Raw genomic sequence first — 25,727 nt, 5'->3', positions numbered from 1 at the left:
GGCCGGCTCCCCCGGCGAGCTCCGCGGCCGCGGCCGGCGCGGCGGACGCGGCTGGGCGCCTCCGGCCGTCCCGCCGTGCCGGACGGTGACGTGATGACCGGGCTCAGGGCGCTCACCACGCGCGGCCGGTCCTTCCTGGCCTCCGGGCTCGCGGCGCTGGCCTGCGCCTTCTTCATCGGGGAGCACGACCTGCTCCGCGTCGGGGTGCTCGTCGTCTCCCTCCCGCTGATCGCGGCCGTGGTGGTGGCGCGCACCCGCTACCGGCTGAGCTGCGCGCGGCGCCTCGATCCGCCCCGGGCCGAGGTCGGCAGCGAGGCCTCCGTGACCCTCCGGCTGGAGAACGTCACCCGGCTGCCCACCGGTCTGCTGCTGATCGAGGACACCGTCCCCTACGCGCTCGGCGCCCGGCCCAGGTTCGTCCTGGACCGGGTGGAACCGCGGGGCGTCCGGGAGATCGAGTACCGGGTCCGCTCCGACCTGCGCGGCCGCTTCCCCATCGGTCCCCTCTCGATCCGGATCAGCGACCCCTTCGGCCTGGTCGAGCTGACCCGGTCGTTCACCGTCAGCGACACGCTGGTGGTGACCCCCCAGGTGGTGGCCCTCCCCCACGTCCGCCTGTCCGGCGAGTGGACGGGTGGGGGCGACAGCCGTACCAGGAGCGTCGCGGCGGCGGGCGACGACGACATCGCGCCGCGCGAGTACCGGCAGGGCGACGACCTGCGGCGGGTGCACTGGCGCTCGACCGCCCGGTACGGCGAGCTGATGGTCCGGCGCGAGGAGCAGCAGTGGCAGAGCCGGGGCGCGCTGCTGCTGGACACCCGCAGGCACGCGCACCGCGGCGAGGGACCCCGCTCCTCCTTCGAGGTGGCGGTCTCGGCCGCGGCCTCCATCGGCGTCCACCTGGCCCACGAAGGGCTGGGCCTGCGCCTGGTCACCGACCAGGGCATCGCGCAGGACACGGCGCAGGGCACCGGGCACCTCACCGGCGCGGGGCAGAGCTGGTCGCTGCTGGACACCCTCGCCGTGGCCCGGACCAGCTCGGCGCGATCGCTGGAGTACGGCGTCACCGCGCTGCGGCAGGGCGGCGGAGACGGGCTGATCGTGGCCGTGCTCGGCGGCGTCACCCTGGAGGAGGCGCAGTCCCTGGCCCGGCTCAGGCACGGCAACGTCACCGGCGTCGCCGTCCTGCTGGACGTGGCGGGCTGGGAGCGGCCCGAACTCGGCGACGGCCGGGAGTACAGGGCCGTGCAGGCGGTGCTCGCCGGAGCGGGCTGGCGCATCGTACGACTGCCCGCGGGCGTCCCGATCGCGGACGTCTGGCCGGACGCGGCGCAGCGCGGGCGGTTCGCACTCACCGGAGGCGGCTCATGAGACTTCCCGTCATGTCCGGCGTGGCCACCGGAGCGGTGGCGATCGCGCTCCATTCCCTCTTCCAGGGGGGCGCCTGGTTCTGGACCAGCCTCGGGATCATCCTCGTGGTCACCGGGATCGGCGTGCTGGCCACCCGCTACACGCTGCCGTACTGGCTGGTCCCGCCGGCACAGCTGACGGCCGTCTGGATCTACCTGACGGCGGTGTTCGCCGGCTCGCAGGCGTGGGCCCTGGCGGTGCCCACCAAGGACTCGGTCCTCCGGCTGGCGGAACTGGCGGCCGACGGGTTCGCCGACATCCAGCGGTTCGCCGTCCCAGTCCCCTCCACCTCTGGGATCACCCTGCTCACCTGCAGCGGCGTCGGGCTGGTCGCGATCTGCGTCGACTTCCTCGCGGTCCGGCTGCGGCGGGCCGCGCTGGCCGGCCTGCCGCTGCTGTCGCTGTTCGTGGTGCCCGCCTCGTTCCTCGACGACCCGCTCGGCTGGTGGGTGGTCGTCCTCGGCGCGCTGGGCTTCCTGGGGCTGCTGGTCGCCGACGGACGGGAACGGGTCGGTCACTGGGGGCGGACGGTGCTGGTGCGCCGGGCGCCCTCCTTCGTCGCGCCCCGTCCCGCCGACGACCCCTCCGCCCTGCGGCTGTCGGGCAAGCGGGTCGGCTTCACCGCGATCGCCCTGGCCATCCTGCTGCCCGCGCTGCTGCCCACCCTGGAGCCCGACCCGCTGTTCGGCTTCGGCGTGGGCAGCGGCAAGGGCGGGAGCGGCAGCGCGATCAGCTTCCCCAACCCGGTGGCCAACCTGCGCCGGGAGCTCTCGCTACCGGCCAACTCCACCGTCCTCACCTATCTGACCAGCGACAACTCCCCCCGCTACCTGCGGCTGTACTCGCTGGACGTCTTCGACGGCGAGCAGTGGACGATGACGAAGCCGGTCGGGCGGGCCGAGGACCGCACCTCCGCGGGACCTCTGCCCCCCGCCCCGGGGCAGGGCCCGGGCGTGCCCGCCGCCCAGGTCACCACCCGGATCACGGTGAGCGAGGAGGTCGAGGACCTGAAGTTCCTGCCGCTGCCGTACCCGCCGGGCACGATCCGGATCGACGGGGACTGGCGGCCCGACCGGGAGACGCTCATGGTGTTCTCCCACTCCGACACCGCCGGAGGGGCCTCCTACGAGGTCGTCAGCGCCGAGCCCAGGCCCACGGCGGCCATGCTCAAGGCGGCGGGACCGGCCCCCGAGGCGGTCCGGGAGAGATATCTGCCGCTCCCCGACGGCCTGCCCTCGGAGATCCGGCGGCTGGCCGAGGAGGTCACCGGGGAGGGCGCCACCCCGTACGAGAAGGCGATCCTGCTCCAGGAGTTCTTCACCACCAAGGGCGGGTTCACCTACAGCCTGGCCACGCAGGGCCACGACGGCTCCGCCCTGGCGGACTTCCTGCTCCGCAGCAGGTCCGGGTACTGCGAGCAGTTCGCCGCCTCAATGGCGGTGCTGGCCCGGGTCCTGGGCATCCCCTCCCGGGTCGCCATCGGCTACACCGGCGGCGGCAGCGTCTCCGGCCGCTGGAACGTGCGCACGCACGACTCGCACGCCTGGCCCGAGCTCTACTTCGAGGGCGCGGGCTGGCTCCGCTTCGAGCCCACCCCGTCGGGCCCGGTCGGGCAGGCCAGCGGCTCCCGGCCCCCCTACACCTACCCGGAGGTCCTCACCGACCGGGGTGCCGAGCCGTCCGCGACCCCCAGCGCCGGTTCCACCGGCGCGGACCCGTCGAGCGGACCGTCCGCCGCCCGCCGCAACCCCGCGCTCGACCGCGACTTCGGCGGCGTGCCGCTCGCGGTGGACGAGGGGGTGCCGGTCGCCGCGAAGGCGGGGATCGGCGTGGCGGCCGCCCTGCTGGTCCTGCTGGTCCCGGCGCTGCTCGGCTACGGGACGCGGCGGCGGCGCCGGAGCCTCTACTCCCGGGAGGCCGCGCCCGGCCGGGAGTCCGGACCGGCCTCGGAGGCGGCGGAACCGGCGGGCGTCACGGCGGTCAGAGCCGAGCACGGGAGGACGGCGGCGGCGGTCACCGCGGCCTGGGCGGATCTCGACGACGCCCTGTGCGACTACGGCATGGCCCGGGAGCCGAGCGAGAGCCCGCGGGCCCTGGCCCGGCGCCTGGTGCGGCAGTACGGGTTCGACGCGGAGGCGGCGGCCTCGGTGACGAGGATCGCCGCCGCGGTGGAGCGCCTGCTCTTCGCCAGGGCACCCGGCGCGGCCGGGCCCCTGACCGAGGACGTCCGGCGCGTCCGGCGGGCCCTGGCCGCCACCGCGTCGCGCGGAAGGCGGATCCGGGCCGTCCTGCTCCCGCCGTCCACACTGCTGCGGATCCGCGCGGCGGGGGCGCGGATACTGGACGGTTTCGACCGGCTCGGGAACATCCGGCTCCGGCTCCCGGCCCGCAGGGACGCCTGACGGAGGCATGGGAAAGGGCCCCGGCGCGCCGGGGCCCTTTCCCATGCAGGGGACCGCGCGGGAACCCGGTGGCGCCCGCTCCCGGACCGGAGCGGGGAGCGGCGTAGCGGAGCGGGAGACGGCGTCGGGAGGCGGGCGCCGACGGCAGGGAACGGCTTCAGGGGATGGTGGAGCCGTCACCGGGCCGCCGTGGCGCGCGAAGGCGCCGGGCGAACCGTGAGCCGCCCCGTGGGGGCGGCTCATCCGCTGACCCGCGGAAGGCGGGAGAGGTCAGCGCTCGTCGTGGCGACGGCGCCAGCGCTCTTCCATCCGCTCCATGAAGCTCTGACGGGAGCCGCCGCGGCCCGCCGCCTTGCCTCCTCGCTGCCCGCGGGGAGCCGGGGACGATGAGCCCTCACCGAACCCGTTCATCCGCTTCCAACTGGACAGACCCCACAAGCACGCGGCGAGCATGACCACGAAACCGCCGACGCCGAGGGGGATGAGGTTGATCACAACGCCGACCATCAACAGGACGACGCCGAGGACGAAGCCGATGGAGGCCTTCACCAGACGCCGCTTGTAGTGACTGCGCGGATCACTGATCCTTACGGTATTGGCCCACTTCGGGTCCTCGGCGTAGAGGGCCTGCTCGATCTGGTCGAGCAGGCGCTGCTCGTGCTCAGAGAGCGGCACGGCGCCTCCCAAGGACAGCCCCAGGACGGGGAAAACGGTGACGGACGACACGGGGTGTCCGAACCTCGCGGTCGGTTATCCCCAGAATACGAGGCTGTAGACGTAGACGAAAGAAAACGTCCAACGTAGTCCAAACCGGAGGTGCGATCACGGCTATTCCTCCTCGGATCGGGTGCGGACGAGCGAGGCCGGGAGCACCGCGTCGCGGCCGAACCTCCGCGCCGCCCGGTCCATCGCCCGCTCGGCCTCCCGCCAGCCCGCCTCCCGCTCGCCGAGGGCGAGCTGCCGGGGGGCCGCGCCGGCGGGGAGCAGGTTCTCCACCCGCACGCCGACCAGGCGGACCAGGGCCCCCTCCAGGCCGGAGGCGACGTACAGGTCGCAGGCGACGGAGTAGAGCTCCCGGGCGACGTCGGTGGGCTCGGCCAGCGTCCGGGACCGGGAGAGCGTGGTGAAGTCGGGGCGGCGGAGCTTGACGCTGACCGTACGGCCGGCGTGACCGCCCTCCCTGAGCCTCGCGGCGACCCGCTCCGAGAGCCGGAGCAGCTCCCTGCGGATCTCCACCGGGTCGTCCACGTCCACGGCGAAGGTCTCCTCCGCGCCGATGCTCTTGTCGGGCACGTGCGGGGTCACCCGCCGGTCGTCGCGGCCCCAGGCCAGCGCGGCGAGGTGCGCGCCGGAGGCCCGGCCCAGCTCGCGCTGGAGGGTCTCCACCGGCGTCCTGGCGAGGTCGCCGACGGTCCGCACGCCGAGCCGGGCCAGGGAGCGCTCCGTGCGCTCCCCCACGCCCCACAGGACCGCCACCGGCAGGGGGTGCAGGAAGTCCACCACCCGGTCGGCGGGCACGACGAACAGCCCGTCGGGCTTGCAGTGCTGCGAGGCGAGCTTGGCCACGAGCTTGCTGCTCGCCACACCCACCGAGCAGGTGACGCCGTGCTCCGCGGCGACCCGCTCGCGGATCATGGCGGCGATCCGGGCCGGCGGACCGAGCCGCCGGCGCGCCCCAGAGACGTCCAGGAAGGCCTCGTCGGAGGCTATCGGCTCCACTTCGGGGGTGAAGGTCCGGAAGATCTCCATGACGCCCCGGGACACCTCGGAGTATTTGCCGTGGCTCGGCGGGATGACCGTGGCCCGCGGGCAGAGCCGCCGGGCCCGCGTCATGGGCATCGCCGAGTGCACGCCGTACCTCCTCGCCTCGTAGGTGGCGCTGAGGACGACGCCGCGCGGGCCGGGCGCGCCGATGATGACGGGCGTGCCGACGAGCTCGGGCCGCTCCCGCAGCTCGACGCTCGCGAAGAAGGCGTCCATGTCGGCATGGAGGATCGGGCAGCCGCTGTCGTCCCCGCCGAGGTCGGAACCGGGGCGGGGCACCTGCTGTTTCCTCGACACGGCGCCATCCTATGGGAACACCCGTTCGGTGCGGGCCTCATCGGTGGCCGAGGATGTGCAGCTGGGAGGCGATGTCGCGGAGGACCGGGTGCTCGGCCGCGGCCTGCTCCAGGGCGATCAGCGCTCCGGCCGCCCCGGGCTCGCCGTCGAGCAGCCTGCTCGGCACGAGGTCGGCGAAGACGCGCACACCGTGGACCTCGCCCGGCCGCAGGCCCGAGGCGCCGAGGAGCCGCACCAGGGACTCGCGGGTGAAACGCCGGGGCGTGGGGTCGCGGTCGCCCCAGCGGCCCTCGGGGTCGCCGAGGACCTTCAGGGCCTCGTCGAACCGGCCCGAGACGGAGCGGTGCAGCGCGGCGGCCAACGGATTGGCGGCCAGCACGCTGACCATGCCCCCCTCCCGCAACAGGCGGGCCATCGCGGCCAGCGCCCCGCCGGGGTCCTCGACATACTCCAGCACGCTGTGGCAGAGCACCAGGTCGGTGCCGTCGGCCGGGAGGAGCTCGCCCAGGTCGGCCGCGTCCCCCTGCAGCGCGCGGACGCCCACTCCCGCCTCGGCGGCGCGGCGCTCCAGCGCGGCCAGCGAGTCGGGGCTGGGGTCCACGACCGTGACGGCGTGCCCGAGCGCGGCGAGCGGCACGGCGAAACCCCCGGTGCCGCCCCCGGCGTCGACGATGTCGAGTCGGTCGCGGCCGGTCACGGCCACGCGATCGGCCAGCGCCGCCCGCAGGACGTCCCAGACGACGGCGGTGCGGACCGCCGGAGCCCCGGGCTGTCGTGAGGTGCCTACGGCATGCAACTTCCGATCGCCTCCTTACGTCGGTGACGAGCCCAGCCTACGCCGCGCCGGTGGAACCGGCGACGCGCGCGGGCGCACGCCCGCCCGCAGAAGGGGGCGAACCCTCCCGCGTGCCGCGGTCCCTACAGCGCCAGAGAGGGCTTGAGCTGCTTGAACCGGGCCAGCAGCCCGTTGACGAACTGCGGCGACTCATCCGTCGACAGCTCGGAGGCCAGGCCGACCCACTCGCTGATGACGACGCCCTCGGGGACGTCGGGCATCCAGAGCAGCTCGTAGGTGCCGCCGCGCAGCAGGTTGCGGTCGACCGCGGGCATGCGGTCGAGCGTCCAGCCCTCGGCGTAGGTGGTGATCAGCTCGTCGATGCGCGACCGGTGGCGGCACACGCCCTCGACGATCGTCGAGGTGTACTCGTTGACCGGCGGGTCGGCCCGCTCGAGCCGCTCGGCGAGCACCCGGAGCGGGTCCTCCCCGCGCGCCTCGGCCTCGAACAGGACGTCCAGCGCGCGCCTGCGCGCCTTACCGCGTGCCGACATCAGGCGCGGCCGAGGTAATCGCCGGTGCGGGTGTCGACCTTGACCTTCTCGCCGGTGGTGATGAAGAGCGGGACCTTGATCTCCGCGCCGGTCTCCAGCTTCGCGGGCTTGGTGCCGCCGGTGGAGCGGTCGCCCTGCAGGCCAGGCTCGGTCTCGGCGATGGTGAGCTCGACGGCCGCGGGGAGGTCGACGTAGAGCACGTTGCCCTCGTTGATCGCCACGGTGGCGAGCATGTTCTCCAGCAGGTAGTTGGCGGCGTCGCCGACGGCGGTGCGCGAGACGTGGAGCATGTCGTAGGTCTCGGTGTCCATGAAGACGAACTCCTCGCCGTCCATGTAGGAGAACTGCATCTCGCGCTTGTCGACGTTGGCCACCTCGACCTTGACACCGGCGTTGAAGGTCTTGTCGACGACCTTGCCGGACATCACGTTCTTGAGCTTGGTGCGAACGAACGCGCCGCCCTTGCCGGGCTTGACGTGCTGGAACTCCACAACCGTCCAGAGCTCACCGCCCTCGAGCTTGAGCACGAGACCGTTCTTGAGGTCGTTCGTCGTCGCCACTGGTTTCTCCTGCGTACGGCCGCTCTTGGGGACGAGCAGCTCTTTGGTCGTCCGGTGTGGGGAGCTCCGGCCCGTCCTCACGCGTCATGGGCGCCTCCCCTGCGGGGGCGCCCTGAGCGCCTTGTCCCCGCAGGGTCTCTGCGGGGTCCCCTGCGGGCCCTGTCCCTGCGGCGGGCCCGGGGGGCGGATCGGTGATCGGAACTCGATCGTCTAGTCTACCGTGCCCGCACCCGCGCTCCGGCTCCGCAGGCGGGTCCGCCGGACCCGCCGCAGGCCGTACGGCCCGCACCCGGCCGGGTGCGGGCCGTACGGCCTGCGGGGCCCGCTCAGACCAGGGCGGGCTCGGCGTCCCTGGAGTCCGCGTCCCGGCCTGCGGGCGCCGCGGCGGGCGGCTCCTCCAGGGACTGCGGCGGGGCGTTCAGCACGTCCTCGTCCAGGCGCCCCTCCGACCTGCCCACCAGGACCGGGACGACCATCTGGCCGGCGACGTTGGTGGCGGTGCGGATCATGTCGAGGATCGGGTCGATGGCCAGCAGCAGGCCGACCCCCTCCAGCGGGAGGCCGAGCGTGCTCAGGGTCAGGGTGAGCATCACGATCGCGCCGGTCAGGCCCGCGGTGGCGGCGGAGCCGACCACCGAGACGAAGGCGATCAGCAGGTAGTCGCCGAGGCCGAGCTGGACGCCGAAGACCTGGGCCACGAAGATCGCGGCGAGCGCCGGGTAGACCGCGGCGCAGCCGTCCATCTTCGTGGTGGCGCCGAACGGCACCGCGAAGGAGGCGTAGTCGCGGTCGACGCCGAGGCGCTCGACCGTGACGCGCTGGGTCAGCGGCATGGTGCCGACCGAGGAGCGGGAGACGAAGGCCAGCTCGATGGCGGGCCAGGCGTTGCGGTAGAAGGTGACCGGGCTCACCCTGCCGACGAGGGAGAGCAGCGCCGGGTAGACCACCAGCAGGACCGCGAGGCAGCCGAGGTAGACGCCGGCGCTGAGCTTGGCCAGCGGGGCCAGCAGGTCCCAGCCGTAGGTGGCCACGGCCTTGCCGATCAGGCCCGCGGTGCCGATCGGGGCCAGCCGGATGACCCACCACAGGGCCTTCTGGACCAGCTCCAGGACGGAGCGGCTGAACGCGAGGAACGGCTCGGCCTTCTCGCCGGCCGCCATCGCGGCGGCGCCGAACACGATCCCCAGGAAGACGATCTGCAGGACCTTGACCTCGGCGAACGCGGTGACGATGTTGGTCGGGACGATGCCGGTCAGGAAGTCGGTCCAGGTGCCGGCGCCCTCCAGGTCCACGGCCTTGGCGCCGTCGAGGGCGATGGTGACGCCCCGGCCCGGGTCGATCAGCAGGCCGAGGCCGATGGCGACGGCCACCGCGGCCAGCGAGGTCGCCATGAACCAGCCGAGCGTCTTGCCGGCGAGCCGGGCGGCCCCGTTGACGTTGCGCAGGTTGGCCACGCTGACCACGACGGCGGTGAAGACCAGCGGCGGGACGGCGAGCTTGAGGAGCTGGACGAAGGTCGAGCCGACCTGGGTCAGCGCGGTGGTGAGCCAGGCGACCTCCCCGGCGCGGGCGGCCAGGCCCAGGGCGACGCCGGCGGCGAGGCCCAGCAGGAGTTGCAGGGAGAAGGAGAATCTCTTCACGAACGTGACTTCCGAGAAAGGGCATGCCGGAGCGGACACGGGCATGCGGGGTGAGGGAAAGGACTCGAAGGCGCGTTCTAGCGACAGAGATCGCCGTTGAGACGGCACAGGTCGACGTGGAGCCGCTCGACCAGCCGCACGGACGTCAGGGAGAACCTCACGAAGGGTTGGAACGCCTCCCCCTGCGGGGGCATTCCTCCCGGCCGTGTGAGAGGGGCCACAGGATTCCGCCGTGGATCCGGGCCCGCGGAAGGGGCCCGGCTCCCTCGGGCGGGTCCGGGCCCCGGCTGCGGCCGGGGGCGGGGCCAGGGGCCGGGGCCGGCGGGCGCGTCAGGAGGCGAGTTCCCCGACCTTCTCGATGAGCCGGATGCGCTCGTCGTGCGTGCGGCCGAGCGGGGTGACGTTGATCGTCGTCACGCCGGACTCCCGCATCGCCTGGAGCCGGTCGCGGACGAAGCCCTCCGAGCCGATCAGCGACATCGACTCCAGCAGCTCCTGCGGGACGAGGGCCGCGGCCTCGTCCTTCTTCCCGGACAGGTAGAGCTCCTGGATCTGCTCGGCCTCCTTCTCGTAGCCGTAGCGGCGCGCGAGGTCGTTGTAGAAGTTCTTGCCCTTGGCGCCCATGCCGCCGATGTAGAGGGCGGCCATGGGGCGGCCGAGCTCCAGCCAGCCCGAGACGTCCTCGCCGATGGCGAGGCTCGCCTGGGCGATGACGTCCAGCTCGCCGAGCTCCGGGTCGCGCTTGGCCTTCCCGGCCGCGATCGAGGGCCCCCAGACGTCGGCGGCCTTCTCCGGCATGTAGAAGATCGGCTCCCAGCCCTCGGCGATCTCTGCGGCGAGCTCGACGTTCTTCGGGCCGATGGCGGCGATCACCACGGGGATGCGCTCGCGGACGGGGTGGTTGATGAGCTTGAGGGGCTTGCCGAGGCCGGTGCCCTGGTCGGCGGGGAGCGGGATCGTGTAGTGCTTGCCCCGGTGGTCGACGCGCTCGCGGCGCCAGACCTGGCGGCAGATCTCGATGACCTCCCGGGTCCGGCCGAGCGGCGCGGTGTACGGCACGCCGTGGAAGCCCTCGATGACCTGCGGCCCGGAGGCGCCCAGCCCGAGGGTGAAGCGGCCGTCGGAGACGTAGTCCATGCCCGCGGCGGTCATCGCCAGCAGGGTCGGGGTCCGCGAGTAGACGGGCAGGATCCCCGAGGCGATCTGCAGCCGCTCGGTCCTGGCCGCGATGTAGCCCATCTGGCTGACCGCGTCGAAGCTGTAGGCCTCGGCGACGAAGACGATGTCGAGACCGGCCTTCTCGTAGTCGGCCAGCTCGGCCACCGTCTCCTTGAAGCCCCCCGAGTAGTTCAGGGCCATACCGATACGCATCGTGAGATCGTCCTTCCGCACGCCGACGAAACCGAATGTTGTTCCGTTGTCTCCGCAACAAAGGCTATCGACTCCGCCGCCCCGCACCAACCCCCGGTGGGGCGAGTACCCTACGCGTTCCAGGGCATGGAACGCCTTTTCCCGAACGGCGGACGGACTGCGGACGAGGAGCGGTGTGCTGAAGCGGGTGATCGTCGCGGTGGTGGTGGCGGTGGCGGTTGCGGTGTCCCTGGTGCTCGGCGGGCACGGGCTGCTACCGGAGTTCGGCGGGTTCACACCCGTGCTGGAGAGCCTGCTGCCCTGGCTCGGGACCGCCGTGCCCCTCCTGCTGCTCGGCGCGGCGCTCGCCAGATCGCGGGCCGCGGCCGCCGCGGCCCTGCTCCCGGCGGCGGTGTGGGGGGTCATGTTCGGCCCGGACCTGCTGCGCACCGCGCCGGGCGGCCCCAGCGACCTGTCCGTCGCCACGCTCAACGTGGGTGTGGTCAACGACTCCTCCGGGCTGGCCGTACGGACCGTCGCCAAGGGCCGGGACCTGTTCGCCGCCCAGGAGCTGACCCCCGGCGGCCCGGCCGCCGCGGAGCTCGACACCCTCTTCCCGCACAAAGTGCAGATCAGCACGGTCGGGCTGTGGAGCCGCTTCCCCATCGTCGAGCGGGGCCAGGCCGACATCGGCCTGGACTGGGTGCGGGCGCTGCGGGCCGTGGTGGAGACCCCCAAGGGAAGGGTGACCGTCTACGTCGTGCATCTGGCCTCGGCGCGGCCCGGCGAGACGGCCCAGCGCGACCGGACGCTGGCCCACGCCCGGCGGCTCGTCGACGCCGACGACAGCGAGCGCCTGCTGCTGCTCGGCGACCTCAACACCGCCACCACCGACCGCAAGCGCGCCGACCTGGTCCCGCCGCTCATCGACGCCCAGGAGGAGGCCGGGACGGGGTTCGGATTCACCTGGCCCGCCTCGTTCCCGGTCACCCGCCCCGACCACATCCTCTACCGAGGGCTCACCGCCACCAGCGCGGGCGTCGAGCCCGCCGCCGGCAGCGACCACCGCGCCGCGGTCGCCTCACTGCGCATATCGCGACGCTGACGCGTCGCGGCTCGGGGGCCGGTAACCGCCGTCTTCCCTCGTCGCGTGCTCGCTTCGCTGCGCGCGCTCCTCAGTCCAGACGACGGAGCCCCCTCACTGCGCATATCGCGACGCTGACAGTCTCGCCAGGTCGGCGGGGGTGTCGATGTCGGCCGGGTCGCCCAGGTCGTCGCAGGGCACCTCGACGACCAGTTCGGGGTGGGCGCGGAGGAACGGCCGGGCTCCGACGTCGCCCACGGCGAGCTCCGCGACCCCCGCGAAGTGCTCCCGGGCGATCAGCACCGGGTTCCGCCGCGCGCCGCCGTAGGTGGCGACCGCGATCGGGGCGCCGTCCAGCCCCGCCCGGACGAGCCGTCCGACCACCGCCGCCCCGATGAGCGGCTGGTCCACCAGCGCCACCACCGCGTGCCCGGCCTCCGGGGGCAGCACCTCCAGGCCGGTCCGGAGCGACGAGCCCATCCCGGAGCGCCAGCCGGGATTGCGCACGGCCACGGCTCCGCGCACCTGCGCGGTCACCGCGCCGAGCACCACCACCACCGGATGGCAGCCGCCGTCGCGGAGCGTCCGGATCCCCCGGTCCAGCAGCCGTTCCCCGCCGAACTCCACCAGGGCCTTCGGCCTGCCCAGCCGCGAGCCCGCCCCGGCCGCCAGCAGCAGCCCCGCGCACCCTCCTCCGCGGTCGGCCGGGTTCACGCGCCCTCACCGGGCCCCTCACCCTGACCGCCACCGGGCCCCTCACCGTGGATGCGGCCGGATCCCCCGGTGAGCGGCCGGCCCGTCCCTCCCCAGCGGAGCTGGATCAGCTCGGCGGCGATGGAGACCGCGGTCTCCTCGGGGGTCCGGGCGCCCAGGTCCAGGCCGATCGGCGAGCGGAGCCGCGCCAGCTCCGCCTCCGTCAGCCCCGCCTCGCGCAGGCGCTCCAGCCGGTCGGCGTGGGTACGGCGCGAGCCCATCGCCCCGACGTAGCCCGCGGGGGTGCGCAGCGCCACCTCCAGCAGCGGGACGTCGAACCTGGGGTCGTGGGTGAGCACGCAGATCACGGTCCGCCCGTCCACCGCGGCCGAGGTCAGATAGTCGTGCGGCCACCTGACGACCACCTCGTCGGCCTCGGGGAAGCGCTTGGCCGTGGCGAAGACCGGCCGGGCGTCGCACACCACCACGTGGTAGCCGAGGAACTTCCCGATCCTGGCCACCGCCGCGGCGAAGTCGATCGCCCCGAAGACCAGCATGCGGGGCGGCGGGGCGAAGGAGTGCACGAAGACGGACAACTCGTCGAGGCGCCGCTCACCGTGCGCGCCGTACCGCCTGACGCCGGTGAGACCCTGCGCGAGCATGCCCCGCACGTCGTCGTCGACCGCCTCGTCCAGCCGGACCGGCCCCAGCGAGCCCGACGAGCGGTCCGCCCAGACCACCCGGCGGGCCCCGATCCGGCCGGGACCCGACAGCACGGTCGCCACCGCCACCGGCTCGTGCCCGCGCACCGAGGCGGCGATCTCCCCCAGCTCGGGGAAGGTCCGCCTGGAGACCGGTTCCACGAACACGTCGAGGATGCCGCCGCAGGTCAGGCCGACCGAGAACGCGTCGTCGTCGCTCACGCCGTACCGCTGCAGGACGGGCTCGCCGGAGGCGGCCACCTCGCCCGCCAGCTCGTAGACGGCCCCCTCCACGCAGCCGCCCGAGACGCTGCCCTCGGCCTCCTCGCCGAGCACCGCCATCGACGCGCCGGGCGGGCGGGGCGCGCTGCGGAACGTGGCCACCACGGTGGCCAGCCCGAAGGTCTCCCCCGCCTCCCACCAGCGGACGATCTGCGACAGCACGTCACGCACGGGCGCCTCCCAGCAGCCGGGCCAGTTCCTCGAACGCGGCCAGGCTGTGCCCCGCCACGAAGTCGTCGATGTACGGCCAGGCGGCGCGCATCCCGGCGGTGAGCGGCCGGTAGCCCTCCCGGCCCTTGTGCGGGTTCACCCAGACCACCCGGTGCGCCGTCCGGGACAGCCGGGCCATCTGGGCCCCGAGCAGCGAGACGTCGCCGCGCTCCCAGCCGTCGGAGGCGATCACCACGGTCGCGCCCCGGGCGTCGCCGCCGCGCAGCAGCTCCCGGAGCTCCTCCCCCAGCCGGGTCCCGCCGCTCCAGTCGGGGATCGCGCGCGAGACGGCCTCCATCGCCCGGTCCGGGTCGCGGTGGCGCAGCTCGGCGGTGAGCCGGGTCAGCCGGGTGCCCGCGCTGAACACCTCGGTGGCCCCCGGCTCGGACCTGACCAGCGCGTGGGCCAGGCGGAGCAGGGTGTCGGCGTAGGGGGTCATCGATCCGCTCACGTCCACCACCAGCACGACCCGGCGGGGCCGGGTCCTCCTGGCGCGACGGTGCAGCCGGGCGGGCTCCCCGCCCCGGCGCAGGGCCTCGCGCACCGTCCGCCGGACGTCGAGCCGCCCCCGGCGCGCCGGCCGGAACCTGCGGGACGGGCGCCGCTCGCGCCCGGCCCGGAGCAGGGCGAGCAGCCGGTGCACCTCGGCCAGCTCCGCCGCGGTCATCCCGGCCACGTCGCGACCGCGCAGCACCTCCGCCGGGCTCGCACCGGCGGCCAGGGGCGGGTCCCCGCCGGGTTCGCCGGGGGTCCCGCCGGGCGGCGCCGTGTGCCGGGTGACGGTGACCGCCTCCTGCCGCGCGCGGCCCGGGCGCGTCCCGCCGAAGTAGGCCCGGAAGACCCGGTCGTAGCGGGGCAGGTCGTCGGCCGAGGCGCACAGGGTGGCGCGGCCCGCCCAGTACACGTCGCCGGGCCGGGCGGCGTCCAGGTGGGCCAGCGCGCGCAGCAGGCTCCGGGTCCGCTCGTGGTCGGCGGGGACCCCGGCGGCCCTCAGGCTCCTGGCGAACCCCGTCATGACCGCCACCAGCTCCCTCGGCGCCACGTCAGCCGAGGGGGGCACCGAGGAGTCCGTTCCCGCGCACGGCCTCGTGGTCCTCCCGGTGCTTGAGCAGCGCGCCCAGCGTGGCCGCCGCCAGCCCCGGGTCCAACTCGCGCGCGCCCAGGGTGAGCAGGGCCTCGGTCCAGTCGAGGGTCTCGGCGACGCCGGGCGGTTTGACCAGCCCGGCCCCGCGCAGCCGCCCGGCGGCCCCGGCGACCTGCTCGGCGAGCGTCCTGGAGCACTCGGGGAGCCGGCGCAGCAGGATCTCCACCTCGCGTTCGAAGGAGGGGTGCTCCAGCCAGTGGTAGAGGCAGCGCCGCTTGAGCGCGTCGTGCACCTCCCGGGTGCGGTTGGAGGTCAGCACCACCACCGGCGGGGTCCGGGCGCGGATCGTGCCGAGCTCCGGAACGGAGATCGCGAAGTCGGACAGGACCTCCAGCAGGATCGCCTCGAACTCCACGTCGGCCCGGTCGACCTCGTCGACGAGCAGCACGCTGGGCTGGGTCTCGACCGCCTGCAGCAGCGGCCGGGCGATCAGGAAGCGCCGGTCGTGGACCTCGTCCTCCAGCCGGGCCGCGTCGGCGCCCCCGCCCGCCTCAGCGGCCTTGAGGTGCAGCAGCTGCCGGGCGAAGTCCCAGTCGTAGAGGGCCTGGGAGCCCTCCAGCCCCTCGTAGCACTGGAGCCGGATCAGCGGCGCGTCCAGCACGTCGGCGAGCGTCCTGGCCAGCTCGGTCTTGCCGACGCCCGCCTCGCCCTCCAGGAACAGCGGGCGGCCCATCCGCAGCGCGAGGAACGCCGCCGTCGCCAGTCCCTCGTCGGCCAGGTAGGCCCGCCGGTCGAGCAGCTCCGAGAGCTGCCCGGGCGAGGCGAGGTCCGCTGCCGTGATTGTCCGCCTCAGCACGGCCTCAGGGTACGCGCCGGGGACCCCGGGAATCCAGGGTCGCGCCGCGGCCACCGCGCAGCCGCCGCGCGGCTGCCGCCCGGACGGCCCGGACAGCGCGGACGGCGCGGGCGGCCCGGACGGCCCGATCCTGATGATCGGTCCCGGACGCCGGTATCCTCTCCCGGTGAGCAATCCGGCCGGGCGGGTCACCTCGCCCTCGAGAGTGGTCGTCCTGGCGTTCCTCGGAGTGGTCCTGGCGGGCACCGGGCTGCTCTCCCTGCCCGTCGCGGTCGAGCCGGGCCAGGAGTCGTCGTGGACCTCGGCGCTGTTCACCGCGACCTCGGCGGTCTGCGTCACCGGCCTGGCCGTGCTCGACACCGCGGCGCACTGGACGACCTTCGGCGAGGTCGTGATCCTGGTGCTGATCCAGATCGGCGGCTTCGGGATCATGTCGCTGGCCTCGATCCTCGCGCTGCTCGTCTCCGGGAAGCTCGGGCTGCGCGCCCGGCTCAGCACCCAGGCCGAGACCAAGTCCCTCGGCCCCGGCGACATCCGCCAGGTGATCGTGGGCGTCGCCAAGGTCACGCTGGCGGTGGAGGCGGTGACGGCCGCCGTCCTCGCCGCCCGCTTCGTGATCGGGTACGGCGAGCCGCTCGGCCGCGCCGTCTACTACGGGATCTTCCACTCGGTCTCGGCGTTCACCAACGCGGGGTTCGCGCTCTGGCCCGACAGCGTGATGCGGTTCGTCCGCGACGTGTGGATCTGCCTGCCGCTGGCGCTGACCGTGGTCGTCGGCGGCCTGGGCTTCCCGGTCTACGCCGTCCTGCGGCGGCACTGGCGGCGGCCGTCCCGGTGGTCGCTGCACGCCAAGATCACTCTCGGGATGACCGCGATCCTGCTGTCCGGCGGCGCCCTGGCCATCACGATCTCGGAGTGGAACAACCCCGCGACGTTCGGCCCGCTCTCCCCCGGCCTGCGCATCCTGGCCGGCTTCTTCCACAGCGCGATGACCCGCAGCGGCGGCCTGAACTCCGTCGACACCTCCCAGATGCACGAGAACTCCTGGCTGATCAGCGACGTGCTGATGTTCATCGGCGCGGGCAGCGCCAGCACCGGGGGCGGCATCAAGGTGACCACGTTCGCGCTGCTGGGCTACGTCATCCTGGCCGAGCTGCGCGGCGAGCCCGACGTCACGGCCGGCCGCCGCCGCATCGCCGAGCAGCTGCAGCGCCAGGCGCTCACCATCGCCCTGGTCAGCGTGGCGGCGGTGGTCACCGGCACGCTCGTGATGATGATGCTGACCCCGTTCGCGCTCGACCGCGTACTGTTCGAGGTGATCTCCGCGTTCGGCACCGTCGGGCTCTCCACGGGGATCACCGCCCAGGTCGGCACCGCCGGGCACCTGGTCCTGACGGCCCTGATGTTCATCGGCCGGCTGGGCCCGGTCACCCTCGGCGCCGCACTGGCCCTGCGCGTCCAGACCCGCAGGTTCCGCTACCCGGAGGAGCGTCCCCTCGTTGGCTGAGAAGAAGAACCGCGTCGACCGCGACGCCGCCGTCGTGGTCATCGGCCTGGGCCGCTTCGGCGGGTCCCTGGCGGCCGAGCTCGTCGTCCGCGGCGTCGAGGTGCTCGGCGTGGACAGCGACTCCAGGAACGTGCAGGAGTTCTCCGGGCGGCTCACCCACGTCGTCTGCGCCGACTCCACCGACCCCGAGGCGCTGACCCAGCTGGGCGTGGCCGAGTTCGGCCGGGCGGTCGTCGGCATCGGCACCGACATCGAGTCGAGCATCCTGACCACCTCGATCCTGACCGACCTCGGCGTGCCCGACATCTGGGCCAAGGCGATCAGCCGCCAGCACGCCCGGATCCTGCAGCGGGTCGGCGCCCGCCACGTGGTCCAGCCCGAGGCGGACATGGGCGAGCGGGTCGCGCACCTGGTCACCGGCCGGATGCTCGACTACGTGGAGGTCGACGAGGACTACGCCCTGGTCAAGACCAAGGCCCCCGGCTGGGCGGCCGGGAGGACCCTGGGCGACCTCGGCATCCGCACGGAGTACGGCGTGACCGTGGTCGCGGTCAAGAAGCCCGGCGCCAGGTTCACCTACGCCACCTCCCAGACCGTCATCGGCTCCGGCGACACCCTGCTCGTCGCGGGCGAAACCGACCAGGCCGAGCGCTTCTCCGAGGAGACCTGAGCCCCGCGGCGGGACCGCCGGCCGCGCTCAGCCGCGCTCCCGGGCCTCGCCGCGCTCGCGGATGAGCGCGGCGAGCTCGCGCACCTGGCGCACGGTCCGGCCCTTCTCCGACCCCTGCAGTCCCATGGCCCCGAGGGTCATCCCGTCGGCGAAGTCGATCTTCGCCCACGGCTCCCCCTCGGTCAGCGTGACCGAGAGCACCTCCGGCCACTCGTAGCGGTGCACCCGCAGGGCGTTGACCAGGGTGATCCCCTGCTCGTCCGCCTCCACCCGGCACCGGCCCAGCAGGTGCAGCACCCCGGCGACCACCCCGGCCAGCGCGACCACCGCGACCTTGTCGGCGAGGGTGAACGGCGGCGGCAGGAAGACCGCCATGACCACCGCGCCCACCATGAGCACGACGGCGAAGCCGTAGGCCACGATCCGCCCCGTCTTCGGCCGCCACACGACGGGCAGCGGGGGCGGGACGACGTTCTCGGGGCTCACTTGACGATCACTTTCCCTCTGCGGAACCGCTGGTCGGACGGTCGCCGGGGCCGCCGGTCCGGGCGGCCGTCCGCCGCGCCGGAGGGCGGCCGGGCGCCCGCGGTCGCAACCTACCGCACGCCCCGGCCGCCCCCTCGGGCGGTGTCAGCCGCGCAGGCCGCGCAGGAGCACGGCGGTCTCCAGCGCGGCGACAGTGGCCTCGTACCCCTTGTCCTCGTGGCTGCCGGGCAGACCCGCCCGGTCCAGGGCCTGCTCCACCGAGTCGCAGGTCAGCACGCCGTTGCCGACGGGCGTCTCCTCGTCGAGCGAGATCCTGGTCAGGCCGGAGGTCACCGAGTCGCAGACGTAGTCGAAGTGCGCGGTCTCGCCGCGGATCACCGCGCCCAGCGCCACCACCGCGTCGCAGCGCCGGGCCAGCGCCTGGGCCACCACCGGGATCTCCAGGGACCCGGCCACCCGGACCACGGTCACGGTCGCGCCGCTGTCCTCGCCGGCCCGCACGGCCCGTTCCAGCAGCCTGTCGGTGATCTTCTCGTGCCAGCGCGCCGCCACGATCCCGACCGTCAGCCCCGTGGCGTCGACCGCCTCCGCGCCGGGCCGTCCCTCCCCGCTCATCCGGCCGCCCCGTTCCGCCCGCTCCGCCCGGTCATCCGGTCTCCCCCGCCCATGCGATCTCGGTCTCCTCGTGGATGTCGTGGCCGAGGCGGTCGCGCTTGGCCGTGAGGTACTTCTCGTTGTACGGGTTCATCGCCACCGGCATCGGCTCCCGGCCCAGCACCTTGATGCCGTAGCCGTCCATGCCGCGCAGCTTGGCCGGGTTGTTGGTCAGCAGTCTGGCCGACTTCACGCCCAGGTCGGCGAGGATCTGCCCGGCGTTGGAGAACTCCCGGGCGTCCACCGGCAGCCCGAGCTCCAGGTTCGCGTCGACGGTGTCGCTCCCGCCGTCCTGCAGGCCGTACGCCCGGAGCTTGGCCAGCAGGCCGATCCCGCGGCCCTCGTGCCCGCGCAGGTAGACCACGACCCCGCGCCCCTCCGCGGCGATCTCGGCCATCGCGTGGTCCAGCTGCACCCCGCAGTCGCAGCGCAGCGAGCCGAGCACGTCCCCGGTCAGGCACTCGGAGTGCGCCCGGACCAGGACGTTCTCGCCGTCGCCGAGGTCGCCGTAGACCAGGGCCAGGTGCTCGCCGCCGTCCAGGGCGCTGGAGTAGCCGTAGGCCCTCCAGACCCCGTAGGCGTTCGGGATGCGCGTCTCGGCGACCCGGGTGACCATCCGCTCGGTCCTGCGCCGGAACTCCACCAGCTGCTCGATGGAGACCAGCGCCAGGTCGTGCTCGTCGCAGAAGGCGCGCAGCTCCGGCAGGCGCTTCATGGTCCCGTCGTCGTTGACGACCTCGGCGAGCGCGCCCGCCGGGCTCAGCCCGGCCAGCCGGGACAGGTCCACGGCCGCCTCGGTGTGGCCGCGCCGGACCAGCACGCCGCCCTCCCGGTAGCGGAGCGGGAAGACGTGGCCGGGCCGGACCAGCTCGAACGGCTCGGTGGCCGAGTCGCACAGGGTGCGGATCGTCCGGGCCCGGTCGGCCGCCGAGATGCCGGTGGTCACCCCGTCGCGGGCGTCCACGCTGATCGTGTAGGCCGTGCGCATCCGCTCGCGGTTGTCGTGGACCATCAGCGGCAGGCCGAGCCGGTCGAGGTCCTCGCCGGGCATGGAGACGCAGATGACGCCGCTGGTGTGCCGGATGGTGAAGGCCAGCAGCTCCGGGGTGGCCTTGGCCGCGGCGAAGATGATGTCGCCCTCGTTCTCGCGGTTCTCGTCGTCGACGACCACGACGGGCCTGCCCTCGCGGATGTCGGCGATCGCCCGCTCGACGGGGTCCAGCATGGTGGTCACACTGCCTCCTTGGGGATGAGCACGGCCTGCGACCTGTACTCCTTGAGCCAGTTCGCGAACCCGATCAGGACGAGCACGAAGAAGATCCCGTAGACGGCGCCGGAGACGACCAGCCCGGAGCTGAACGCCAGCGGCACGCCGACCAGGTCCACCGCGACCCAGATGATCCAGAAGTCGACCAGCGCCCGGCCCTGCGCCCAGGTCGCCACGGCGCTGCCGACGAAGATGTAGGCGTCGGCGGCGACCAGGAAGTAGCCGTCGGGCAGCGGGGCGTGCGCGCCCCACGACAGGCCGGTGACGAAGAACAGCACGCCCACCAGCGCCGTGCCCGCCAGCATGGCCGCGACGAGCCCGAGCCGCTCGCGCGGGGTGGCCGGCCGTACGGCCAGCTCCTGGCCGCCCGCGGTGCCGCGCGACCACTTCCACCAGCCGTAGACGGCCAGCACGCCGAACATGACCTGCTTGAGCGCGTTGCCGGTGAGCTGCGCGCCGACCGAGGCGACGAGCAGCAGCACCGAGCCGGTCAGCTGCACCGGCCAGGTCCAGATCGATTTGCGGATCGCCAGCAGCACGGTGGCCAGCGCGGCCGCGTTGCCGACCAGGTCGGTCCAGAGGACCTTCACCCCGAACAGGTGGAATCCCGCCTCGGCCCAGTTCACGCCCGGCCTCCCCGTGCGTGGGCGCCGACGAGCTTCTCCACGTGCCTGGCGATCACGTCGGTCTCCAGGTTCACCGGGTCGCCGGGCTGCTTGGCACCGAGGGTGGTGAGCTTCAGGGTGGTGGGGATCAGGCTGACCGAGAACGCGTCGCCGTCCACGCCGGCCACGGTCAGGCTGACGCCGTCCACCGCGATGGAGCCCTTCTCCACCACGTAGCGGTCCAGTCCGGCCGGGAGCGAGATCCGCACGACCTCCCAGTGCTCGCCGGGCTCGCGGGACAGCAGCACACCGGTGCCGTCCACGTGGCCCTGCACGATGTGGCCGCCGAGCCGCTGGTCGGCGCGGACGGCGCGTTCCAGGTTGACCGGGGAGCCGGGGCGCAGCGCGCCCAGGCAGCTGCGGTCCAGCGTCTCCTTCATGACGTCGGCGGTGAACACCTCGCCGTCGACGGCGACCACGGTCAGGCAGACGCCGTTGACCGCGATGGAGTCGCCGTGTCCGGCGTCGGAAGTGACGGTCCTGCCGCGGATCGACATGCGCGCGGCGTCCTTGAGCGGCTCTATAGCCGCGATCTCGCCGAGTTCCTCGACGATTCCGGTGAACATCCGGGGGGCCTCCCACTCGCCAGTAGCTTCCTGCCATGGCGGGCCCCGGGGATGACGGGTCCACGGACCCGTCGGCGGAGGGTGCCTCGACGGCACTGTCCGCTCGCGCGCTTCCTCCCATCCGGACTTTAACCGTCGGTCCCGGAATTTCACCGGGTCAACCGGTCGATGGCTTCGACCGGGTCGCGGACTGTAACCGCCGGTTCGGAATTTCACCGACCCCGGAGCACGCTGCTCTGCTTTTCGGGTCGCCGGCCGTACGGCACGGCTCCCGTACATCAGTGTGCCATGTCCGGCAAACCGGGCGGGACCCCCTCCAGCATGCGGACCAGGCAAACGCCCGGCGGTTACGCGTCAGGCCGCGTCGAGGCGCCGGGCCCGGCGGGCGTCCGGGGGGTATCTGACCGGCGCGGGGACCAGGCCTATGCCCGTCTGCAGCGCCTTGAGCGCCGCCGTCGCCCACAGGTCCTCCAGCGGCGTGGCGGGCAGGCCGTACAGCCTGCGGGCCCAGCGCGGCAGCGTCGCGAAGGCGAACAGGACGAACCCCGGGAAGACCGGCTTGAGCGGGAGGAGGTACAGCGGGAGCGGCGCGTTGAACGACTGGCGGATCGGGTGCGGCACCTCGGGGGCGAAGTAGAGGCCCGGCCGGCAGGCCCGGATGTAGTCGCGCATCTCGCCGACGGAGCCCGGCACGTCGTCGGCCCGCAGGCCGACGACCTCGGCGGCGCGGCGCCACTCGGCGACGAACCGGTCGGCCTCCTCGTCGGTCAGCCGCACCCCGGCGCGCCGGGCCACCGACAGGTAGGAGTCGACCTCGCCGACGTGCACCCAGAGCAGCGCCTCGGGGTCGTCCAGGCGGAAGCGCTCCCCGGTGCCGGGGTCGACGGCGGTGAGCATGGAGTGGATCTTCCTGACCCGGGCGCCGGCCCGCTCGACCTCCTCCAGCGTGCCGTAGGTCCGCACCCGGACGAACTCGGTGGTCCGCTGGAAGCGGGCCCAGGCCTCGTTGGGGTCCATCAGTGCGGAGTTCTGCGCGACCCCGCGCATGGCGCGCGGGTGCAGCCCCTGCATGAGCAGCGCCCGGAAACCGCCGACCAGCAGGATCGGCTCGCCCATCACCCGCCAGGTCACCGAGCCCGGCCCGAAGAGTCCGTGGTCCATGGGCCACCTCCCTTGTAAGTGACTGGTTACCCTACCCTTCCGTCGTCACACCTACCATCCGGGCCACATCGTCCGGACACGGGAGCGGCGGGGCCGGGGCACGGTCGCGCCCCCGGCCCCGCCGACCCTGCTGGAACCTTCAGCCGATCCTCCCGCCGGACCTCCTGAAACCCCTGTCGGGCCCTCCCCCGGGGACCCCGAGCCAGCGTCAGGCCCCGGCGGCCAGGGCCCGCAGGGCGTCCACGGCGGCGGCCGGGTCACCGGCGCCGTAGACGGCGTTGCCCGCGACGAAGACGTCGGCGCCCGCCTCCGCACAGCGCTCGATGGTCTCGGCCGCGACCCCGCCGTCGACCTGGAGCCAGATCTGCCCGCCGTGCCGTTCGATGAGCGCACGGGCCCGACGGATCTTCGGCAGGACCACGTCGAGGAACTTCTGCCCGCCGAACCCGGGCTCGACGGTCATCAGCAGCAGCATGTCGATCTCGCCGAGCAGGTCCTCGTACGGCTCGACCGCGGTGGCCGGGTTCAGCGCGAACCCCGAGCGGGCCCCCGCGGCGCGGATCTGGCGCAGCGTGCGGACCGGGGCCCTGGCCGCCTCGGCGTGGATCGTCACGCTGCCCGCGCCGGCCTCGGCGTAGGCGGGGGCCCAGCGGTCCGGGTCCTCGATCATCAGGTGGCAGTCCAGCGGCAGGGACGTGGCCTTGAGCAGGGACTCGACGACCGGCAGGCCGAGCGTCAGGTTGGGCACGAAGTGGTTGTCCATCACGTCGACGTGCAGCCAGTCGGCGTTGGACACCGCCGCGGCCGCCTCGGCGAGGCGGGCGAAGTCGGCGGACAGGATGCTGGGCGAGATCTGTACGGCCATGGTGGTCCCGAGTCTATGGGGCACCCCTCCGCCCCCTCCCACCGGCCGTCTCCCGGCGCGGCCGGGTGCCCGTTCAGCGGGAGCGCGCCCGGCGGGGCGGATGGAGCCGGACGGCGCCGCGCAGGTGGGTCCGGGCGGCGTCCATGATGGCGGCGAGCTGGGCGGTCTGCTCGGGGGTCAGCGCGTCGAGGAGCCCGGCGCGGACCGCCTCGACGTGGCCGGGCGCGGTCCTCTCCAGCACCCGGCGCCCCTCCTCGGTGATGGCGGCGAGCACGCGGCGCTCGTCGTCGGGGGCGTCCTCGCGGCGGAGCAGGCCCGCCTTCTCCAGCTGGGCGACCTGGTAGGTGATGCCGCTGCGGGAGGAGACGAGGCGCTCGGCCAGGTCGGTCATGCACAGGCGCCTCTCGGGGCTCTCGTTGAGCCGGTGCAGGATGTCGTACTGCACCGTGGTGACCCCGCCGACCTCGCGGAGCTGCTGCTCGACCATGCGGTGGAGCAGGTCGGAGGTCTCCAGGAACCCACTCCAGGCACGCAGTTCGGTCTCGTCCAGCCAGCGCGGTTCGTTCATGCGCTCCACGATACCGGGTTGCTTCCAATTCGAAGCACCTGTACGGTTCCGTCGTGCTTCGAATTCGAAGCACATCGACCACATGCTTCGAATTCGAAGCACAAAGGAAGGCGCCCCTCATGAAGATCAGCATCCTCGGCTCCGGCAACGTCGGCTCCGCCCTCTCCTCCCGCCTCACCGCGATCGGGCACGAGGTCGTCACCGCCGACACCTCCACGGGCCCGGAGCGTACGGCCGCGCAGGCCGCGCAGGCCGACCTCGTGATCCTGGCGGTGCCGTTCGCCGCCGTCGAAACCCTGGACCCCCGGGTCGGGGCGTCGCTGGCGGGCAAGGTCGTGGTCGACGCCACGAACCCGCTGGCCCCCGACTTCATGTCGCTGACCGTCGGCCACACCGCCTCCGGCGGCGAGCGGGTGGCCGCCGCCCTGCCGGGCGCCCGGGTCGTGAAGGCCTTCAACACCGTCTTCGCCGGCCACCTGGGCGAGGACGGCGCCGGCCGCTTCCTGCCGGTCGCCGGAGACGACGAGGCCGCCAAGAAGACCGTCCTGGACCTCGGCGCGCAGCTCGGCTTCGACGCCGTGGACGCCGGCCCGCTGGCCAACGCCCGCTACACCGAGCCCGCGGTCGAGCTGCTCATCCAGCTCGCCTACGGCCGGGGCATGGGCGACGGCATCGCCTTCACCCTCACCCGCGCCTGACCGGCCCTCCCGGGGTGCCCCGCGCCGGCGGGGCGCCCCGGCCGGCCTCCCACCCGCCGACGGCGCGCCGGACCGCCGGCCGTCAGGAGGCGACCGGCGCCCGGCCGACCTCCCGGGTCACGGCCGCCCACTCGTCCAGGTCGCGCAGCCGTGCGGCCAGCGCGGCCCGCACATCGGCCTCCGCCCGGCCGCCCAGCGTGAGGCGGAGCGGGGGACGGTCGGCGTCCACCACGGCCAGCACGGCCCGGACCACCTCGGCCGGGTCGGCGAACGCCTCCGGCGGCAGGCCGCCGAGGGAGCTCTGCACCGCGCGCACGGTCGGGTCGTAGTCGGCCACCGGCTCGGCGAAGGCGAGGTTGGACAGGAACGGGGTGGCCGCGTAGCCCGGCTCGACCAGCGTCACCTTGACCCCGAGCGGCGCCAACTCGGCGACCAGGGCGTCCGACAGTCCTTCCACCGCGTACTTGGTCGCGGCCAGCAGGCCCACCCCCGGATGGGCCGTCTGCCCGTACACCGACGAGCCCTGCAGGACGTGCCCCGAACGCTGGGCCCGCAGCACCGGCAGCACGGCGCGCAGCACGTTCAGGACACCGAAGACGTTCGTGTCGAAGACGGCCCTGGCCTGCGCGTCGGTCACCTCCTCGACGGCCCCGAAGAGACCGTAGCCCGCATTGTTCGCCACCACGTCGAGGCGGCCGAACGCGGCGACGGCCCGCTCGACGCCGCGGCGCACCGCGGCCTCGTCGCGGACGTCGAGCTCGAGGGCGAGGAACCTGCCGGGGAAGCGCTGGGCGAGCTCCGCGAGGCCGTCGACGCGCCGTGCCGCGGCGGCGACGCGGTCACCGCGGCCGAGGGCGGCGAGCGTCAGCTCGCGACCGATGCCGGAGGAGCCTCCGGTGACGAACCAGGAACGGGGGACGGACGTGGCCATGGTCTCTGCTTTGATCGACATGGTTGT

26 protein-coding genes and 1 riboswitch are annotated in these 25,727 nt (G+C 73.8%); of the genes, 6 read left to right on the top strand and 20 right to left on the bottom strand.

Annotated elements, in window-relative coordinates:
* Positions 1-93: 93 nt before the first annotated feature.
* Both HS048_RS14990 and HS048_RS14985 read left to right on the top strand, forming a co-directional pair.
* Entirely contained in the window at positions 94-1,371 is a 1,278-nt protein-coding gene (locus HS048_RS14990; protein ID WP_230880833.1) for a DUF58 domain-containing protein, read from the top strand.
* A complete protein-coding gene (locus HS048_RS14985; RefSeq protein ID WP_196467257.1) occupies positions 1,368-3,812 on the top strand; it encodes a DUF3488 and transglutaminase-like domain-containing protein in 2,445 nt (814 codons plus the stop codon). The genes HS048_RS14990 and HS048_RS14985 overlap by 4 nt, the downstream gene beginning before the upstream one ends.
* A 270-nt stretch (positions 3,813-4,082) precedes the next feature.
* On the opposite strand, the gene HS048_RS14980 is transcribed toward HS048_RS14985, so the two are convergent.
* The 7 genes from HS048_RS14980 to HS048_RS14950 all read right to left on the bottom strand — a co-directional run bounded on the left by HS048_RS14980 (position 4,083) and on the right by HS048_RS14950 (position 10,773).
* Positions 4,083-4,487 carry a DUF3040 domain-containing protein gene (locus tag HS048_RS14980; protein WP_068894447.1) on the bottom strand — a complete coding sequence of 135 codons (405 nt, stop codon included), beginning with the start codon at positions 4,485-4,487 and terminating at the stop codon, positions 4,083-4,085.
* Positions 4,488-4,640: 153 nt separating this feature from the next.
* Complete coding sequence (gene dinB / locus HS048_RS14975; RefSeq protein WP_196467256.1) at positions 4,641-5,873, bottom strand: DNA polymerase IV; 1,233 nt, start codon at positions 5,871-5,873, stop codon at positions 4,641-4,643.
* A gap of 37 nt (positions 5,874-5,910) precedes the next feature.
* A complete protein-coding gene (locus HS048_RS14970; protein WP_068894170.1) occupies positions 5,911-6,669 on the bottom strand; it encodes a bifunctional 2-polyprenyl-6-hydroxyphenol methylase/3-demethylubiquinol 3-O-methyltransferase UbiG in 759 nt (252 codons plus the stop codon).
* Positions 6,670-6,791: 122 nt separating this feature from the next.
* The gene (gene nusB, locus HS048_RS14965) at positions 6,792-7,202 is read right to left on the bottom strand and encodes a transcription antitermination factor NusB (RefSeq protein WP_068894171.1); all 411 of its coding nucleotides are present in this window, start codon (positions 7,200-7,202) and stop codon (positions 6,792-6,794) included.
* Positions 7,202-7,762, bottom strand: a complete 561-nt coding sequence (efp, locus tag HS048_RS14960; RefSeq protein WP_068894172.1) for an elongation factor P — start codon at positions 7,760-7,762, stop codon at positions 7,202-7,204. The genes nusB and efp overlap by 1 nt, the downstream gene beginning before the upstream one ends.
* Before the next feature lie 326 nt (positions 7,763-8,088).
* Entirely contained in the window at positions 8,089-9,402 is a 1,314-nt protein-coding gene (locus HS048_RS14955) for a dicarboxylate/amino acid:cation symporter (RefSeq protein WP_231647112.1), read from the bottom strand.
* A 330-nt stretch (positions 9,403-9,732) separates the two neighbouring features.
* Complete coding sequence (locus HS048_RS14950; protein ID WP_068894448.1) at positions 9,733-10,773, bottom strand: LLM class F420-dependent oxidoreductase; 1,041 nt, start codon at positions 10,771-10,773, stop codon at positions 9,733-9,735.
* 175 nt (positions 10,774-10,948) lie between these two features.
* Between HS048_RS14950 and HS048_RS14945 the strand changes: the two genes are divergently transcribed.
* Complete coding sequence (locus HS048_RS14945; RefSeq protein WP_231647113.1) at positions 10,949-11,857, top strand: endonuclease/exonuclease/phosphatase family protein; 909 nt, start codon at positions 10,949-10,951, stop codon at positions 11,855-11,857.
* Positions 11,858-11,950: 93 nt separating this feature from the next.
* Here HS048_RS14945 and HS048_RS14940 read toward each other — a convergent pair whose 3' ends face one another.
* Genes HS048_RS14940 through HS048_RS14925 form a run of 4 tightly spaced genes read right to left on the bottom strand, consistent with a single transcriptional unit; the run spans position 11,951 to position 15,662 of the window.
* A complete protein-coding gene (locus HS048_RS14940; protein ID WP_196467255.1) occupies positions 11,951-12,550 on the bottom strand; it encodes an NTP transferase domain-containing protein in 600 nt (199 codons plus the stop codon).
* A complete protein-coding gene (locus HS048_RS14935; RefSeq protein ID WP_068894175.1) occupies positions 12,547-13,683 on the bottom strand; it encodes an XdhC/CoxI family protein in 1,137 nt (378 codons plus the stop codon). Before HS048_RS14935 ends, HS048_RS14940 begins: the two co-directional genes overlap by 4 nt.
* Positions 13,676-14,782: a VWA domain-containing protein gene (locus HS048_RS14930; RefSeq protein WP_307832479.1), complete on the bottom strand. Its 1,107-nt coding sequence runs from the start codon at positions 14,780-14,782 to the stop codon at positions 13,676-13,678. The genes HS048_RS14935 and HS048_RS14930 overlap by 8 nt, the downstream gene beginning before the upstream one ends.
* The gene (locus HS048_RS14925) at positions 14,766-15,662 is read right to left on the bottom strand and encodes a MoxR family ATPase (RefSeq protein WP_307832478.1); all 897 of its coding nucleotides are present in this window, start codon (positions 15,660-15,662) and stop codon (positions 14,766-14,768) included. The genes HS048_RS14930 and HS048_RS14925 overlap by 17 nt, the downstream gene beginning before the upstream one ends.
* A 133-nt stretch (positions 15,663-15,795) precedes the next feature.
* Here HS048_RS14925 and HS048_RS14920 point away from each other — a divergent pair, with 133 nt between their 5' ends.
* Both HS048_RS14920 and HS048_RS14915 read left to right on the top strand, forming a co-directional pair.
* Positions 15,796-17,169 (top strand): potassium transporter TrkG, encoded by a 1,374-nt coding sequence (locus HS048_RS14920; RefSeq protein WP_196467913.1) that lies wholly within the window; start codon positions 15,796-15,798, stop codon positions 17,167-17,169.
* The gene (locus HS048_RS14915; protein WP_191893192.1) at positions 17,162-17,839 is read left to right on the top strand and encodes a TrkA family potassium uptake protein; all 678 of its coding nucleotides are present in this window, start codon (positions 17,162-17,164) and stop codon (positions 17,837-17,839) included. Before HS048_RS14920 ends, HS048_RS14915 begins: the two co-directional genes overlap by 8 nt.
* Positions 17,840-17,866: 27 nt before the next feature.
* Here the strand turns inward: HS048_RS14915 and HS048_RS14910 are convergent, their stop codons facing one another.
* From HS048_RS14910 to HS048_RS14875, 8 genes are all read right to left on the bottom strand, one after another.
* Positions 17,867-18,325 (bottom strand): PH domain-containing protein, encoded by a 459-nt coding sequence (locus tag HS048_RS14910; RefSeq protein ID WP_068894178.1) that lies wholly within the window; start codon positions 18,323-18,325, stop codon positions 17,867-17,869.
* 144 nt (positions 18,326-18,469) lie between these two features.
* Positions 18,470-18,940, bottom strand: coding sequence for a 6,7-dimethyl-8-ribityllumazine synthase (ribH, locus tag HS048_RS14905; protein WP_196467254.1), 471 nt, complete (start codon positions 18,938-18,940; stop codon positions 18,470-18,472).
* A gap of 31 nt (positions 18,941-18,971) precedes the next feature.
* Entirely contained in the window at positions 18,972-20,204 is a 1,233-nt protein-coding gene (locus HS048_RS14900; RefSeq protein WP_191893387.1) for a bifunctional 3,4-dihydroxy-2-butanone-4-phosphate synthase/GTP cyclohydrolase II, read from the bottom strand.
* A gap of 5 nt (positions 20,205-20,209) precedes the next feature.
* A complete protein-coding gene (locus HS048_RS14895) occupies positions 20,210-20,872 on the bottom strand; it encodes a nicotinamide mononucleotide transporter family protein (protein WP_196467253.1) in 663 nt (220 codons plus the stop codon).
* Positions 20,869-21,477: a riboflavin synthase gene (locus HS048_RS14890; protein ID WP_191893189.1), complete on the bottom strand. Its 609-nt coding sequence runs from the start codon at positions 21,475-21,477 to the stop codon at positions 20,869-20,871. Before HS048_RS14890 ends, HS048_RS14895 begins: the two co-directional genes overlap by 4 nt.
* 103 nt (positions 21,478-21,580) lie before the next feature.
* A riboswitch (FMN riboswitch) is annotated at positions 21,581-21,711 on the bottom strand.
* 120 nt (positions 21,712-21,831) lie between these two features.
* The gene (locus tag HS048_RS14885) at positions 21,832-22,638 is read right to left on the bottom strand and encodes an oxygenase MpaB family protein (protein ID WP_068894182.1); all 807 of its coding nucleotides are present in this window, start codon (positions 22,636-22,638) and stop codon (positions 21,832-21,834) included.
* Between the two features lie 208 nt (positions 22,639-22,846).
* Complete coding sequence (rpe, locus tag HS048_RS14880; protein WP_068894183.1) at positions 22,847-23,503, bottom strand: ribulose-phosphate 3-epimerase; 657 nt, start codon at positions 23,501-23,503, stop codon at positions 22,847-22,849.
* Positions 23,504-23,576: 73 nt separating this feature from the next.
* The gene (locus HS048_RS14875) at positions 23,577-24,071 is read right to left on the bottom strand and encodes a MarR family winged helix-turn-helix transcriptional regulator (protein ID WP_068894453.1); all 495 of its coding nucleotides are present in this window, start codon (positions 24,069-24,071) and stop codon (positions 23,577-23,579) included.
* Between the two features lie 119 nt (positions 24,072-24,190).
* On the opposite strand from HS048_RS14875, the gene HS048_RS14870 reads away from it, so the two are divergent.
* Complete coding sequence (locus HS048_RS14870; protein WP_068894184.1) at positions 24,191-24,769, top strand: NADPH-dependent F420 reductase; 579 nt, start codon at positions 24,191-24,193, stop codon at positions 24,767-24,769.
* Positions 24,770-24,851: 82 nt separating this feature from the next.
* On the opposite strand, the gene HS048_RS14865 is transcribed toward HS048_RS14870, so the two are convergent.
* Positions 24,852-25,721: an SDR family NAD(P)-dependent oxidoreductase gene (locus HS048_RS14865; RefSeq protein ID WP_230880832.1), complete on the bottom strand. Its 870-nt coding sequence runs from the start codon at positions 25,719-25,721 to the stop codon at positions 24,852-24,854.
* Positions 25,722-25,727 lie beyond the last annotated feature (6 nt).

The organism is Planomonospora sp. ID91781, from assembly GCF_015711595.1.
Lineage (GTDB): Bacteria > Actinomycetota > Actinomycetes > Streptosporangiales > Streptosporangiaceae > Planomonospora > Planomonospora parontospora.
The sequence above is the reverse complement of the archived record's forward strand: the minus strand, read 5'-3'. Positions and strand labels throughout refer to the sequence as shown.

Bases quoted from the DNA above. Each gene is read 5' to 3' on its own strand.
- HS048_RS14990 (WP_230880833.1), top strand. From the start codon at position 94: ATGACCGGGCTCAGGGCGCTCACCACGCGCGGCCGGTCCTTCCTGGCC.
- HS048_RS14985 (WP_196467257.1), top strand. From the start codon at position 1,368: ATGAGACTTCCCGTCATGTCCGGCGTGGCCACCGGAGCGGTGGCGATC.
- nusB (WP_068894171.1), bottom strand. From the start codon at position 7,202: ATGTCGGCACGCGGTAAGGCGCGCAGGCGCGCGCTGGACGTCCTGTTC.
- HS048_RS14950 (WP_068894448.1), bottom strand. From the start codon at position 10,773: ATGCGTATCGGTATGGCCCTGAACTACTCGGGGGGCTTCAAGGAGACG.
- HS048_RS14920 (WP_196467913.1), top strand. From the start codon at position 15,796: ATGATCGGTCCCGGACGCCGGTATCCTCTCCCGGTGAGCAATCCGGCC.
- ribH (WP_196467254.1), bottom strand. From the start codon at position 18,940: ATGAGCGGGGAGGGACGGCCCGGCGCGGAGGCGGTCGACGCCACGGGG.
- HS048_RS14900 (WP_191893387.1), bottom strand. From the start codon at position 20,204: ATGCTGGACCCCGTCGAGCGGGCGATCGCCGACATCCGCGAGGGCAGG.
- HS048_RS14890 (WP_191893189.1), bottom strand. From the start codon at position 21,477: ATGTTCACCGGAATCGTCGAGGAACTCGGCGAGATCGCGGCTATAGAG.
- HS048_RS14885 (WP_068894182.1), bottom strand. From the start codon at position 22,638: ATGGACCACGGACTCTTCGGGCCGGGCTCGGTGACCTGGCGGGTGATG.
- rpe (WP_068894183.1), bottom strand. From the start codon at position 23,503: ATGGCCGTACAGATCTCGCCCAGCATCCTGTCCGCCGACTTCGCCCGC.
- HS048_RS14875 (WP_068894453.1), bottom strand. From the start codon at position 24,071: ATGAACGAACCGCGCTGGCTGGACGAGACCGAACTGCGTGCCTGGAGT.
- HS048_RS14870 (WP_068894184.1), top strand. From the start codon at position 24,191: ATGAAGATCAGCATCCTCGGCTCCGGCAACGTCGGCTCCGCCCTCTCC.
- HS048_RS14865 (WP_230880832.1), bottom strand. From the start codon at position 25,721: ATGTCGATCAAAGCAGAGACCATGGCCACGTCCGTCCCCCGTTCCTGG.